Genomic DNA, 13,531 nt, shown 5'->3' on the forward strand with positions numbered 1-13,531 from the left:
CTACGCCACGGCGCTGGATGCCACCATCAGCGCGAGCCGGCGCTGCACGCCCCGGGCCGCGGTGCGCCCGGCGCGGTTCGCGCCGATCGTGCTGGCGGACGGCCCGTAGCCGACGAGTTGGATGCGCGGATCGGCGACGGCGGTGGTGCCGCGCCCGTTCCGATCCAGCTGGATGCCGCCCATCGGGCCGCGCAGGTGCAGTGGCGCGAGGTGGGCGACCGCCGGACGGAAGCCGGTGGCCCAGAGGATGGCGTCGACCCTTTCGAAGCTCCCGTCCGGCCAGCGGACCCCGTCGGGCTCGATGCGCTGGAACATCGGCCGGCGTCGAGCGTAGGCGCCCAGGCGCTCGGCCTCGCGCTCCTGGGGCCGCAGCATCAGGCCGGTGACGCTGACCACGCTCTCCGGGGGCAGGCCTCGGGCGACGCGCTGCTCGACGAGGGAGACCGCTGCCGCCCCCGCCTCGGGTGTGAAATCGTCTGTGCGCCACACGGGTGGGCGGCGTGTGACCCACAGGGTGTCGGCGATGGGTGCCAGAGCACCCAGGAACTGCACCGCGGACGCACCGGCGCCGACGACCAGAACGCGTCTGCCGCGGAAATGCTCGGCCCCCGGATAGTCGACCGTGTGCAGCTGCTCGCCGAGGAACGTCTCCATCCCGGGGTAGTGCGGCAGGAACGGTCTGGTCCACGTGCCGGTGGCGTTGACGAGGGTACGGGTGCGCCACTGCCGCGCATCCGCATCGACGGTCAGGATGCCGCCGGCGTCGCTCACCCGGCGCACGGTGACGGGGCGGATGACCGGGAGCGCGTGCGCACGCTCGTAGGCGGCGAAGGTCGCCGGCACCACTCGGTTTGCGCGCTGAGACGAGCGCGCTGGTGGGGCGTCGGCGGGCAGCTCCGCGACACCGTGCACATCGTGCATGGTGAGGGCGTTCCAGCGGTGCTGCCACGCGCCGCCCGGTCGATGGTTCGCATCCAGCACGACGCGCTCGATGCCGAGCCGCTTCAGATGGTACGAGGCCGACAGGCCGGCCTGACCGGCCCCCACCACGACGCTCTCCAGGATGGTCACGTCACCCTCAACGCCGCCCGGTCCCCGCCTGTTCCCGGATAGGATGGCGTGGAAGCGACCGCCGGGACGACCCGGGCGGCGAGAACAGAGCTGGGACGGCCCCGCAGATTCGGCATCCTGTCATGCGCACCACCGTCCGCTCGATCCTCACTCCTCTCGCCCTGACCCGACTCGCACTGGGCTGGCTCTCCTTCGGCGTGCTGTCGGCGCTGGCACCGCTCCTCGACGCTCCGCTGTCCACGGGCATCCTGTGGCTTCTGCTGGCCGGCATCGTCGCCGTCATCACCGTGTGCGCGTTCGGCGTCGTCACCGAGGCGGAGCACCTCGCACGTCGCCTGGGCGACCCGTACGGCACGCTGGTGCTGACGCTGTCGATCGCAGGCATCGAGGTCATCCTCATCGCCGCCGTGATGCTCGGCCCCGGCGAGCACCCCACGATCGCCCGCGACTCGGTGATGGCGGTGTCGATGATCATCATGAATCTGGTCGTCGGTGCGGCGCTGGTCATCGGCGGACTGCGGCATCGGCAGCTGCGCGCCAACCGCACGGGCGTCTCGGCGTACCTGGGAATGCTGATCGTGCTGCTGTCCACGGCGTTCGCACTCCCGGGGCTCCTCGGAGTCGGCGGGGCCTTCGCCCCCGCGCAGGCGATCGGGATCATCGCGCTCACGATCCTGCTCTACGGTTTCTTCCTCGTGCGCCAGACCGGTGCGCAGCGCGCGGACTTCCAGGAAGTCGCCGAAAGCGCCCCTGCTGCCGCATCGGATGCCCGGCCGGGCGGGCCGACCGGTGCCAGACCGGCCGCGCATCGCACCGAGCTCCTCGGGCGCACGATTCTGCTGATCGCCCTGGTACTGCCCATCGTGCTGCTCTCGCACGACATGGCGGTGCTGCTGGATGACGGCCTCGCGCGCGCAGGAGCGCCGGTCGCCCTGTCGGGCGTGCTGATCGCCATGATCGTCTTCCTGCCGGAGACGATCACCACGGTGCGCGCCGCGCTGCTCGGCGAGATGCAGCGCGTCAGCAACCTGTGCCACGGCGCGCTGGTGTCCACCGCAGGCCTGACCATTCCCGCGGTGCTCACCATCGGACTGCTCACCGGCCAGCACGTGCTGCTCGCCGAGAGCCCCGTGAACCTGCTGCTGCTCGGCGTGACGCTGCTGCTCACTCTGGCGACGTTCGCGGGCCGGCGGGTCACGGCGCTGCACGGCGCGGCGCACCTCTTCGTCTTCGCCCTGTACGCGATGAGCGTGTTCTCGTAAGCCGCAGCGGACGACACTCCCGGTGTTCGAGCCGGATTCGCACTGTGCTCGGCGGCCGTAGTATGCTGAACAGGTTGCCGCGAGACGGCAGCGATGGGCCTGTGGCGCAGCTGGTAGCGCACCTGCATGGCATGCAGGGGGTCAGGGGTTCGAGTCCCCTCAGGTCCACCGAATGTGAGATGTTCAGAAACGTCTCCAGCTGCACGCCGGTAATCGAGCGATCGGTAGCCAGTCGATAGCTTTGCTGTATGAGCACCATCACCGTCGTTCGTGGCGACATCACCCAGCAGCTGGTCGACGTCGTCGTCAACGCAGCCAACCACCGCATGCGCGGCGGAGGCGGCGTCGACGGCGCCATCCACCGCGCAGGGGGACCCGAGATCCTCGCCGACTGCATCGAACGCTTCCCGGACGGGCTCGCGACCGGCGACGCCGGCTACACGACCGCAGGCGACCTGCCTGCGCAGTGGGTCGTGCATACCGTGGGTCCGAACTACAGTGCCGGCCAGCAGGACCCGGAACTGCTCGCCTCCTGCTACCGCAGATCTCTCGCCGTCGCCGACGAGCTCGGCGCGAACAGCATCGCGTTCCCACTCATCAGTACAGGGATCTACCGGTGGCCGCTCCGTCACGCCGTCGAGATCGCGGTGCGCACGATCCTTGAGATGCCCGGCACAGTGGAGGACATCCGGTTCGTCGCGTTCGATGAGGAGACCGAACGCGTCGTGCGCGCCGAGCTGGAGCTGAACATGCTCATCCACATGTTCGAGGGTGTGCGCGTGCTGCATGAACGCGGGTACGAGCAGGTCCGAGCGCTCCCCGGAATGAGTCCGTCGGGCGCGTATTGGCGCGTTGCCATCGCCGAAGCCCGAGTCCTTGCCGGAGAACTCGACCACACACGAAGGGAAGAAGCCGGGCCGATCATCCGGTACTCGACCGCAGGCGGCATGGAGTTCGCGGAAACCATGGTCTCGGTGACCACGAGCCCGGCCGACTTCGCAGAGCTGATCGCCACCGCGCTGGGGTTGGAAGCCACAGAGCCGGATCCGGAGTACAGACGATGGTTCTCCGGACTCGTCGCCCTCATCACCGACCATGCTGCGCTGCCCGTCGCGTACTCCGACGCGTACGAACCGAAGCCGGGTTGGGAGATCGGATGGGGTTCGGGCATCCGGTATCCGGAGCCGCCTGGCATTCGCGCAGGCGATGGATAGACTCCGGTCATGGCTGAACATCACCGCCTGGTGGCGTGGATCCCCATGACCGGCGCGGTCCTGGTCTTCGGCTCGGCTGCCTTCATCGGGTTCTGGCTCAGCAGAACGCTCGTCGTCGGTGTCTCCATCGACACCGGCGACCTACCGGTTCTGAGCCTGGCGGCCCTCGTCGGACTCGGTGGCGCGACCCTCATGATGAAGGTCCGACGCGTCGAGACCGACCGGTCACTGCTCCCGTCCTTCGCACTCATGGCGCTCGGCGGCGCCCTCGGGGTCGGTGTCTCGGCCGCCGTTCTCGGAACTCCGCTCGTGGCCGTCTTCGTGCTGCTCCCGCTCGCCGCCGCCCTCGGCGCCGTCTCGTGGTGGCGGGCCCGGCGTATCCGCCACATCCTCACACGCGGACATCAGGTGGACGCCGAGTTCGTCGAAGTGCGCGGCGGCCACTCGGACGCCACCTCCGCGTACGAGGGCGTGAGCTACCTCATCCGCTACTCCGACGAGGCGGGAGCGCCCCGAGAGCTGCGCGGGTCGACGAGCGTCCCGTCCGGAAACATCCCCCGACCCGGCGACCCGCTCACCCTCTGGTACGACCCGCACAACCCCCGACGCCACGTGGTGCGCGTGACGTCGGAGCAGGACTGATGGATAGCGCCGCGAGCCGGCGACGTCAAGGTTCTCCACGACAGAGGACGATCGGGCTACGGTCCGTAGCATCCACTGAGACAGGAGCGGATCATGTCCAACCCCACACCCAACTACCTTCCCGAGGATCCCGACGCGCGCGAGGAGGACGGCCCCGCCACGCGAGAGGTCGACGGCGAGACCGAGCTCGACCCGGATGCCGACCCGGAGCTGATCGACAGCGCCGAAGCGGACCGGCTCGCGTCCGGCGGTGACGAGGAGTAGAGCCCGGCTACTCCCCCGAGACTCGCTCGGTGATCTCGATCGGGATCACCGGGCAGTCCTTCCAGAGCCGCTCGAGCCCGTAGTACACGCGCTCCTCGGCGTGGAAGACATGCACGATCAGATCACCGAAATCGAGCAGCACCCAGCGCGCCTCGGCGCGCCCTTCGCGGCGGATGCGGCGGTGGCCGGCCTCGTACAGCCGGTCCTCGACCTCGTCCGCGATGGCGGCGACGTTGCGTTCGCTGTTGCCGGTGACGAGGAGGAAGGCGTCGACCAGCGGCAGCGGCCCGGAGACGTTCAGTGCGACAAGGTCCTCGCCGCCCTTCGAGTCCGCCGCATTCGCGGCGATCTGAAGCATCTCAACAGCGTTCTCAGGGGATTGCATCAACCAAGGACTCTCGTGGTGAAGGCGATGATGAGGGCGGCGGCCAGCGCGAGCGCGAGTCCGCCGGCGACGATCGCCAGGGTGAGCATGAGCTTGTTGCCCTTGTCGGGCGCAGGCGGACGGATGACCTCGCCGGCCTGCTTGGAGGTGCTGATCGCGGAACTGGCGGCGATCGGCGTGGGCGACGACGCGGGAGCGAGCTCGCCGTCGATGAGCATGGCGTCCAGGTCCTTGCCGTCGGCCACGCCGTGCGCGTGCCCCTGCGACCCGATCCCGTCGGGCAGCGTGTAGGTGCCCGTGATGAGCATCTCGCCCGTCGACGCGATGGGACCCGACAGCGACCCCGACCCGAGCGAGGGCGTGAAGATGAGCGCAGTCGGTGCCCCGTGCTGCGAGCCGGAGGTCTCGCCGTCGATCAGCTCGTCGAAGAGCGAGTCCAGTGCGGGATCCTTGTGCTCCGCCTTCACGCCGATGCCGAAGGCGGCTCCGACCATGGGTCGCTCCGGCTCCGTGGCCTTCGACGCGTCCGCGGCCGTGGCGTTCCGCGGCTCCTGCTCGTCGACGGACTCGACAGCGGCCTGATCGAAGATCGCCGCGACCTGCTCGCGGTCGGCGGCGGCATCCGTCGGTGCGGAGGCCTGCTCGCCGTTCTCTGCATCGAACCGCGGAACGGTCGGCCGCGGAGCTGTATCGAACGAGGGAAGGCCTGAGACGACCTCCTGGTCCTGGTCGTGGTCCTGGTCCTGGTCCTGCGACGGTGCCTGATCCTCCGCCGGGGCAGAAGCAGGGGCGGTCTGCGGGGCGACGGTCGCCGTCGGCAGGGTCACCGGAGCATCCTCCCGGTTGCCCGTCGGCTCCTCAGGCTGCGGTGCGCGAGCCGCCTGCTCCTCTGCACGGACGTGCTCGAGGGCGCGCATCTGCCGCCGGGTCAGGGGCGCACCGGGGGCGGGCTCGTCCGCGGGCGGGGCAGGCGCGATCTCGACCGGCTCGGCGGCACGGGGAAGCACCGGCGTGGGCTGCGCCGCAGCCGACGCGGCCTCCTCCTCGCTGATGACCGGCGTGGAGCCGGTCAGTCGGATCTCACGCAGCTGCTTGCGCGTGAGGCGTGCCTGTCCGTCCTGGTCCGATGTGCTCATGCCTTGCTCCGATACAGATGATGCTTTGCGATGTACTGGACGACCCCGTCCGGCACCAGATACCAGACGGGCTGTTCGTCGGCGACCCGCTCGCGGCACGCGGTCGACGATATCGTCAGCGCCGGCACCTCCAGCTGGCTCACGTTCTCGGTGGGCAGTCCGTCGGTGCTCAGCACGTGTCCGGGTCGGGAGACCGCGACGAAGTGGGCGAGGTCCCACAGTTCATCATGGTCCCTCCAACTGAGAATCTGCGCCACGGCATCCGCACCCGTGATGAAGAAGAGCTCCGCGTCGGGCCGCTGCCGCTTCAGATCCCGCAGCGTGTCGATCGTGTACGTCGGTCCCTTTCGGTCGACATCCACCCTGCTGACCGTGAAGCGGGGATTCGACGCCGTGGCGATCACGGTCATGAGGTAACGGTGCTCGCTCGGCGAGACGTTCTGCTTCTGCCACGGCTCGCCCGTGGGCACGAAGACGACCTCGTCGAGGCCGAAGGAATGCGCCACTTCGCTCGCCGCGACCAGGTGACCGTGGTGGATGGGGTCGAAGGTGCCACCCATCACGCCGATGCGCGGTGCCCGAGCGGTGGAATCGTGCATGCGCGCCTAGTGGCCGTGACCTTCCTTGCCGTGCTTCTCGGCGAACGCCTCGGCCTTCGCCGAGTGACGGTTCGCGACGTTGCGGTACGACAGCGTGACGACAGCGAGCAGACCGAACGCGAGGGCCGCGAGAACGCCGTAGATCAGGGTGTCGGCCGCCACATTCCCGTGGTGCTCGGTCTCGGCTGCGGCCAGCGCGACCTGTGCGACGAGGTTCATTCTTGCTCCATTTCTGAGCTGTCAAGCAAACGCCTGACCAGTCTAGTCCTCAACCCCGCGTCTGGCCGGACCCCCGCGCGAGCCATTTGGTGCTGGTCAGCTCCGAGACGCCCATCGGCCCGCGGGTGTGCAGCTTCTGGGTGGAGATGCCGACCTCGGCGCCGAATCCGAACTCGGCGCCGTCGGTGAAGCGCGTGGAGGCGTTGGCCATCACGACCGCCGAGTCGACCTCGGCGAGGAAGCGCTCGGCGTTGCGGGAATCGGTCGTCACGATGGACTCCGTGTGGCCGGTGCTGTACCGCCGGATATGGGCGAGGGCGTCGTCGAGCGTGTCGACGACCTTCATCGCGATGTCCAGGCTGAGGTATTCCGTCGACCAGTCCTCCTCGGTGGCCGGGATCACGTTCGACACGAGCCCCGCCACCATGTCGTCGCCGTGCACCGCCACGCCCTCGCTCTGCAGCGCGCTCGCGACCACGGGAACCAGCAGCGGCGCGGCCTGGCGCAGCACCAGCACCGTCTCGACCGCGTTGCAGACGCTGGGTCGCTGCACCTTGGCGTTCACGACGATGTCGCGCGCCCACTCCACCGGCGCCGACTCGTCGAGCACGATGTGCACCACGCCGGCACCCGTCTCGATCACGGGCACGGTCGACTCGGTGACGACGGTCTCGATGAGAGCGGCACTCCCCCGCGGCACGAGCACGTCGATGTATCCGCGCCCGTGCATGAGCGCCCTCGCTCCCTCGCGACCGAAGTCGTCGACGGTCTGGATGGCCTCGGGGTCGATGCCGGCCGAATTCAGCGCCGCGCGCATGATCTCCACCAGCACCGTGTTCGACTCACGTGCCGCGCTCCCGCCCCGGAGCACGGCTGCGTTGCCGGCGCGCAGCGCGAGCGCGGCGATGTCGACGGTGACGTTGGGACGAGCCTCGTAGATCGCCCCGACCACCCCGAAGGGCACGCGCACCTGCTCGAGGGCGACGCCGTTGGGCATCCGGTGTCCGCCGAGCACCTGCCCGACCGGGTCGGGCAGGGCGGCGACGTCGCGCACGGCGGATGCCAGGGCGCGCACCCGCAGCTCGTCCAGGCGCAGCCGGTCGATCAGCGCATCCCCGATGCCGTTCTCCCGGCCGTGCGCGATGTCGAGGGCGTTGGCGGTGACGATGCGCTCGATGTTCTCCTCGATCGCCGTCGCGATGGCCTCCAGCGCCTGCTCCTTCTCGCCGCTCGTCAGCCGGGCGATGGATCGCGAGGCCTCCTTCGCGCGCGCCAGGCGATGCTGTGCGGTGTCCGGCGACGAGTCGACGACGGTGGGGATGCTCATCCGGTCAGTGTATCGGCGTGCGCATAGGCGCCGACCGCGTGTGACCGGCGCTCAGCGGCCGGCGGGCTCGAACCAGGTGCCGACGGCGGCCCCCTCGAGGGCCTTTCCCACGAGGTCCGCGCTGGTGACCAGCACGCCGATGCCCGAGGCCGCGGCCATTCGGGCGGCGGAGACCTTCGTCGCCGCGCCGCCGGTGCCCACGCTGTTCACGACCGATGCGCCGAACTCCAGGCCCGACAGATCGGCGTCGGAGCGCACCAGATCGATCGGCTCCGCGCCAGGATCGGCGGGAGGCTTGGTGTAGAGGGATTCGACGTCGCTGAGCAGCACAAGCGCATCGGCGTCCAGCAGCTGGGCGACGAGAGCCGCGAGCCGGTCGTTGTCGCCGAAGCGGATCTCCTGCGTGGCCACGGTGTCGTTCTCGTTCACGATCGGCAGCACCCGCAGCGCCAGGAGGCGGTCCATGGCCCGGCGCGCGTTGCTGCGCGATGTCGCGTTCTCCAGGTCACCGGTGGTCAGCAGCACCTGACCCGCCAGGATGCCGAACGGCCGCAGCGCCTCCTGATAGCGGTAGACGAGCAGGTTCTGGCCGACCGCTGCGGAGGCCTGCTGTGTGGCGAGGTCGGTGGGACGAGACTCCAGCGCCAGCACCGGGATGCCCGTGGCGATCGCACCCGACGAGACGAGGATGATCTCCGCACCGCGGCGGTGGGCGGTGGACAGCGCCTGCACGATCATCGGGATGCGCCACGATGCCTCGCCGCTGATGGAGGACGAACCGACCTTCACCACTATTCGTCCGGCGGATGCCAGATCCGCGCGGTTGACGGTGGTCATTCCTCACCCTCTCGGGACGCGCGGCGCTGCTCTTCGAGCTCGGCGCGCGCCGCCGCCTTGGCATCCATCCGCTCGTGATAGCGCTCACGCCGCTCACTGGTCGTCCGACGGTTGCTGCCGCCGATGCGCACATCGGTGCCGCGCGGCGAGGTCATGAGCTCTGCGGTGGAGGCGATCGAGGGCTCCCAGTCGAACACGACGCTGTTGTCACCCTGGCCGATCACGACGGTGGAGCCGGCCACCGCGCCGGCTTTGAGCAGGCCGTCCTCGACGCCCAGGCGCTCGAGCCGGTCGCCGAGGTAGCCGACCGCCTCCTCGTTCTGGAAATCGGTCTGCTGCACCCAGCGCACGGGCTTCTCGCCGAGCACGCGGTAGACGTTGCCGTAGGTGCCGCCTTCGACCCGGATGCTGAACTGCGCTTCGGTTCCCCGGGGACGGATGACGACCCTCTCCGGCGGCACCTCCACGGCGACTGCGGCACGGTGCTCGTCCACCAGCTCCGCGAGGGCGAAGCTGAGCGGGCGAAGCCCTTCGCGGGAGACCGTCGAGATCTCGAACACCCGGAAGCCGCGTGCCTCGATGTCGGGGCGCACCAGTTCTGCGAGCTCGCGCGCCTCGGGCACGTCCAGCTTGTTGAGGGCGACCAGCTGGGGACGCTCGAGCAGGGGCGTCTGCCCCTCGGGCACCTCGTAGGCGGCGAGCTCGGCGAGGATCACATCGAGGTCGGACAGCGGATCACGGCCGGGCTCGAGTGTCGCGCAGTCCAGCACGTGCAGCAGGGCGCTGCAGCGCTCGACGTGGCGCAGGAACTCCAGACCCAGGCCCTTGCCCTCGCTCGCGCCCTCGATGAGGCCTGGGACGTCGGCGACGGTGTAGCGGCTGTCGCCCGCCTGCACGACGCCGAGATTCGGGTGCAGGGTCGTGAAGGGGTAGTCGGCGATCTTCGGCCTGGCCGCGGACATCGCGGCGATCAGGCTGGATTTGCCGGCGGAGGGGTAGCCGACCAGTGCGACGTCGGCCACGGTCTTGAGCTCGAGGACCACAGAGCCCTCGTGACCGGGGGTGCCGAGGAGCGCGAACCCCGGCGCTTTGCGCTTGGGCGAGGAGAGAGCGGCGTTGCCAAGGCCTCCGCGCCCGCCCTCGGCGACCACGAAGCGCTCCCCCGGCGTGACCATGTCGTGCAGCACATCGCCGTCCGCGCTCTTCACGACGGTGCCCAGGGGAACCGGGAGCTCGAGCGACTCCCCCTCGGCGCCGGAGCGGTGATCGCCCATCCCGAAGCCGCCGTTGCCGGCGCTGCGGTGCGGAGAGTGGTGGTACGACAGCAGCGTCGTCACCTGTGGGTCCCCGACGAGCACGATGTCGCCGCCGTCGCCGCCGTTGCCGCCGTCGGGTCCACCGAGAGGCTTGAACTTCTCGCGGTGCACCGAGACGCACCCGTTCCCGCCCTTGCCCGCGCGCAGGTGCAGGGTGACGGTGTCGACGAAGGTGACCATGTCGTGCTCCTCTGACTGTGGCTATACGCAGGACGGGGCGAGCCGAAGCCCGCCCCGTCCTTGCTGCGCGCTGCGCTTACTGCGCGGCTGCGACGATGTTGACGACCTTGCGGCCGCCCTTCGCGCCGAACTCCACCGAGCCGGCGGCGAGGGCGAAGAGCGTGTCGTCGCCGCCACGGCCGACATTGACGCCGGGGTGGAAGTGCGTGCCGCGCTGACGGACGAGGATCTCGCCGGCGTTGACGGTCTGGCCGCCGAAGCGCTTCACGCCGAGTCGCTGTGCGTTGGAGTCACGACCGTTGCGGGTCGAGCTCGCACCCTTCTTATGTGCCATTGTTCAGCCTCTTCCCGTGCTTACTTGATGCCGGTGATCTTGACGCGCGTGAGCTCCTGGCGGTGGCCCTGGCGCTTCTTGTAGCCGGTCTTGTTCTTGTACTTCTGGATGATGATCTTCGGGCCGCGGAGGTCGCCGAGGACCTCAGCGGTGACCGTGACCTTCGCCAGCTTGTCGGCGTCGGTGGTCACCGTGGCGCCGTCGACGAGAAGCACGGCGGGAAGCTCGATCTTCTCGCCCTGGGCAGCCTGAACACGGTCGAGCTGAACGATCGTGCCGACCTCGACCTTCTCCTGCCGGCCACCGGCGCGCACTACTGCGTAAACCACTTCATACCTGTTTCGTTGGGGAGCGGATCGCTCCGGGAATCTCACGGGAAGACTGTTGCTTGCGTTCGCCGCCTGAGCGGCGGGTGCGGACGCAAGACTTCTCCTGCGACCGGGACAGCCGGCAGGGGCCTCGCACCAAAGGACAACTTTACCGGAAGTGAGGCGATGCCGCAAAGCGAGCGGCGGGGCGTGTCATCGGCCTAGGATCTCGGCATGACCGTTCTCGTCGACGACCCCATCTGGCCGGCGCACGGCCGGCTGTGGGCGCATCTCGTCAGCGACGAGAGCCTGACCGAGCTGCACGATTTCGCGATCGCGCAGGCGCTGCCCCGCCGGGCGTTCGACCGCGATCACTACGACGTCCCCGCCGACGCGCTGCCGCGGCTCCTCGCCGCCGGGGCGGAGCGCGTCGGCGGCAAGGAGCTCACGAGGCGTCTGATCGCATCAGGACTGCGGGTCCGGGCCCGCGACCGCTGAGGCGTCCTGACCGGTCGACGGCGAAGCTGTCAGCATGGCGGTGGTGACCCGGCGCCGGCCGCGCCCCTGGCCGGGGGCCTTAGGCTCGGGAAGGGCGTCGAGCACGGAGTCCAGCAGCTGCTCGGCCTCCGACTTCGGCGCGCGGCGCTCGGCACCGCGCTTCTTCCGGCCCTTCTTCGGCCGCTCGGCTGCCGTGTCCGGCTCCGGAGCCTCACTCACCGGCACCTCGCCCGTCACCGGCGCGATGGTGGAAGCGGCGATCGCGGCCAACGCCGACTTGGCGCCCTCGGTGATGCTGTGGGTGCCCCCGTTCGCCGCGGCCGGAGCCGGAGCCTGGGCCTGACTGTTCTGCTGCGAGGAGGAAGAGCCCCCTCGCGAGCGGCGGCCCTGTGCGTTCGAGGCACCACCGCGGTGCTTGACGACGGGATCGTGGTGCACGATGACGCCGCGTCCCGCGCAGACCTCGCACGCCTCGCTGAAGGTCTCCAGCAGCCCGAGTCCGAGCTTCTTGCGCGTCATCTGCACCAGGCCGAGCGAGGTGACCTCGGCGACCTGATGCTTCGTGCGGTCACGACTCAGGCACTCGACCAGACGGCGCAGCACCAGGTCGCGGTTGGACTCGAGGACCATGTCGATGAAGTCGACGACGATGATGCCGCCGATGTCGCGCAGTCGCAGCTGGCGCACGATCTCCTCGGCCGCTTCGAGGTTGTTCTTGGTGACGGTCTCCTCGAGGTTGCCCCCGGAGCCGACGAACTTGCCGGTGTTCACGTCGACGACCGTCATCGCCTCGGTGCGGTCGATCACCAGCGAGCCGCCCGAAGGCAGCCACACCTTGCGATCGAGGGCCTTCTCGATCTGCTCCGTGATGCGGTAGGCGTCGAACGGATCGACGTCGTCGGCGTACGTCTCGACGCGTTCGAGCAGGTCGGGCGCGACGCTTTCGAGATACGCGCTGATGGTGCGATGCGCGTCATCGCCCTGGATCGTCATCCGCGTGAAGTCCTCGTTGAAGACATCGCGGACGATCTTGACCAGCAGGTCGGGCTCGGCGTGCAGCAGTGCGGGCGCCTGCTGAGACTCGACCAGCTTCTGAATGTGCTCCCACTGCGAGGTGAGGCGCTGCACGTCGCGGGTCAACTGCTCCTCGGTGGCACCCTCGGCCGCGGTGCGGACGATCACGCCGGAGGATTCGGGCAGCACCTCCTTGAGGATTCGCTTGAGGCGCGCGCGCTCGTTGTCGGGCAGCTTGCGCGAGATGCCGTTCATCGATCCGCCGGGCACGTACACGAGGTAGCGGCCGGGGAGGGAGATCTGGCTCGTCAGGCGAGCGCCCTTGTGGCCGACCGGGTCCTTGGTGACCTGGACGAGCACGCGGTCACCGGGCTTGAGTGCGAGCTCGATGCGACGAGGCTGGTTGCCGGTCTCCACGGAGTCCCAGTCGACCTCGCCCGAGTACAGCACGGCGTTGCGGCCGCGCCCGATGTCGACGAACGCGGCCTCCATGCTGGGCAGCACGTTCTGCACGCGGCCGAGGTAGACGTTGCCGATCAGCGATGCGTCCTGGTTGCGCGCCACGTAGTGCTCCACGAGCACGTTGTCCTCGAGGACGCCGATCTGGGTGCGGCCGTTCTTGGCGCGCACGACCATCATCCGGTCGACGGCCTCGCGACGGGCGAGGAACTCGGCCTCGGTCACGACGGGACGTCGGCGGCCGGCATCGCGGCCGTCGCGCCGGCGCTGCTTCTTGGCCTCCAGGCGCGTCGAGCCCTTGATGGCCTTGGGCTCGGTGATGTACTCGACCGAGCGCTGGCGCTGGCGCGGTTCGTCGCGGCCGTCGTGGGGGGGGGGGCGGGCCCCGCGACCCCCGGAACCCCCACCCGGCGCGGCGGGCGGCGCCGGCTCCCCCACGGGGGCCCCGGGGCGCGGGGCGGAATAC

16 protein-coding genes and 1 tRNA gene are annotated in these 13,531 nt (G+C 69.7%); 6 read left to right on the forward strand and 11 right to left on the reverse strand.

Going from position 1 to position 13,531, the window contains the following annotated elements:
- Positions 1-1,071: an NAD(P)-binding domain-containing protein gene (locus tag ACFWHT_RS08930; protein WP_378827471.1), complete on the reverse strand. Its 1,071-nt coding sequence runs from the start codon at positions 1,069-1,071 to the stop codon at positions 1-3.
- 122 nt (positions 1,072-1,193) lie between these two features.
- Here ACFWHT_RS08930 and ACFWHT_RS08935 point away from each other — a divergent pair, with 122 nt between their 5' ends.
- The 5 genes from ACFWHT_RS08935 (at position 1,194) to ACFWHT_RS08955 (ending at position 4,453) form a co-directional block, all read left to right on the forward strand.
- The gene (locus ACFWHT_RS08935) at positions 1,194-2,333 is read left to right on the forward strand and encodes a calcium:proton antiporter (protein ID WP_378827473.1); all 1,140 of its coding nucleotides are present in this window, start codon (positions 1,194-1,196) and stop codon (positions 2,331-2,333) included.
- Positions 2,334-2,428: 95 nt separating this feature from the next.
- Positions 2,429-2,501 (forward strand) — tRNA-Ala (locus tag ACFWHT_RS08940).
- Between the two features lie 80 nt (positions 2,502-2,581).
- Entirely contained in the window at positions 2,582-3,547 is a 966-nt protein-coding gene (locus ACFWHT_RS08945) for an O-acetyl-ADP-ribose deacetylase (protein WP_378827475.1), read from the forward strand.
- Positions 3,548-3,556: 9 nt separating this feature from the next.
- A complete protein-coding gene (locus ACFWHT_RS08950) occupies positions 3,557-4,189 on the forward strand; it encodes a DUF3592 domain-containing protein (RefSeq protein WP_378827477.1) in 633 nt (210 codons plus the stop codon).
- A 93-nt stretch (positions 4,190-4,282) separates the two neighbouring features.
- Complete coding sequence (locus ACFWHT_RS08955; protein WP_378827478.1) at positions 4,283-4,453, forward strand: hypothetical protein; 171 nt, start codon at positions 4,283-4,285, stop codon at positions 4,451-4,453.
- Positions 4,454-4,460: 7 nt separating this feature from the next.
- On the opposite strand, the gene rsfS is transcribed toward ACFWHT_RS08955, so the two are convergent.
- The 9 genes from rsfS to rplU all read right to left on the reverse strand — a co-directional run bounded on the left by rsfS (position 4,461) and on the right by rplU (position 11,115).
- Positions 4,461-4,811, reverse strand: a complete 351-nt coding sequence (gene rsfS / locus ACFWHT_RS08960) for a ribosome silencing factor (protein ID WP_378827479.1) — start codon at positions 4,809-4,811, stop codon at positions 4,461-4,463.
- A 26-nt stretch (positions 4,812-4,837) separates the two neighbouring features.
- On the reverse strand, positions 4,838-5,974 hold the full coding sequence (locus ACFWHT_RS08965) for a hypothetical protein (RefSeq protein ID WP_378827481.1): 1,137 nt from the start codon (positions 5,972-5,974) through the stop codon (positions 4,838-4,840).
- Complete coding sequence (nadD, locus tag ACFWHT_RS08970; protein ID WP_378827482.1) at positions 5,971-6,573, reverse strand: nicotinate-nucleotide adenylyltransferase; 603 nt, start codon at positions 6,571-6,573, stop codon at positions 5,971-5,973. Before nadD ends, ACFWHT_RS08965 begins: the two co-directional genes overlap by 4 nt.
- A gap of 6 nt (positions 6,574-6,579) precedes the next feature.
- Positions 6,580-6,792, reverse strand: coding sequence for a hypothetical protein (locus tag ACFWHT_RS08975; RefSeq protein WP_378827485.1), 213 nt, complete (start codon positions 6,790-6,792; stop codon positions 6,580-6,582).
- Between the two features lie 49 nt (positions 6,793-6,841).
- Positions 6,842-8,119 (reverse strand): glutamate-5-semialdehyde dehydrogenase, encoded by a 1,278-nt coding sequence (locus ACFWHT_RS08980; RefSeq protein WP_378827486.1) that lies wholly within the window; start codon positions 8,117-8,119, stop codon positions 6,842-6,844.
- Between the two features lie 51 nt (positions 8,120-8,170).
- A complete protein-coding gene (gene proB / locus ACFWHT_RS08985; RefSeq protein ID WP_378827488.1) occupies positions 8,171-8,956 on the reverse strand; it encodes a glutamate 5-kinase in 786 nt (261 codons plus the stop codon).
- Positions 8,953-10,452 (reverse strand): GTPase ObgE, encoded by a 1,500-nt coding sequence (obgE, locus tag ACFWHT_RS08990; RefSeq protein ID WP_378827490.1) that lies wholly within the window; start codon positions 10,450-10,452, stop codon positions 8,953-8,955. Before obgE ends, proB begins: the two co-directional genes overlap by 4 nt.
- A gap of 76 nt (positions 10,453-10,528) precedes the next feature.
- On the reverse strand, positions 10,529-10,786 hold the full coding sequence (gene rpmA / locus ACFWHT_RS08995; RefSeq protein ID WP_309128565.1) for a 50S ribosomal protein L27: 258 nt from the start codon (positions 10,784-10,786) through the stop codon (positions 10,529-10,531).
- Positions 10,787-10,806: 20 nt separating this feature from the next.
- A complete protein-coding gene (gene rplU, locus ACFWHT_RS09000) occupies positions 10,807-11,115 on the reverse strand; it encodes a 50S ribosomal protein L21 (protein WP_378827492.1) in 309 nt (102 codons plus the stop codon).
- A gap of 213 nt (positions 11,116-11,328) precedes the next feature.
- On the opposite strand from rplU, the gene ACFWHT_RS09005 reads away from it, so the two are divergent.
- A complete protein-coding gene (locus tag ACFWHT_RS09005; protein ID WP_378827494.1) occupies positions 11,329-11,592 on the forward strand; it encodes a DUF4031 domain-containing protein in 264 nt (87 codons plus the stop codon).
- Here ACFWHT_RS09005 and ACFWHT_RS09010 read toward each other — a convergent pair.
- Positions 11,560-13,531, reverse strand: a 1,972-nt coding sequence (locus ACFWHT_RS09010) for an Rne/Rng family ribonuclease (RefSeq protein WP_378827496.1), incomplete at its 5' end; no start/stop codon positions are given. The two genes, ACFWHT_RS09005 and ACFWHT_RS09010, sit on opposite strands and share 33 nt — an antisense overlap.

It is taken from the genome of Microbacterium sp. NPDC058342 (genome assembly GCF_042723935.1).
GTDB lineage: Bacteria > Actinomycetota > Actinomycetes > Actinomycetales > Microbacteriaceae > Microbacterium.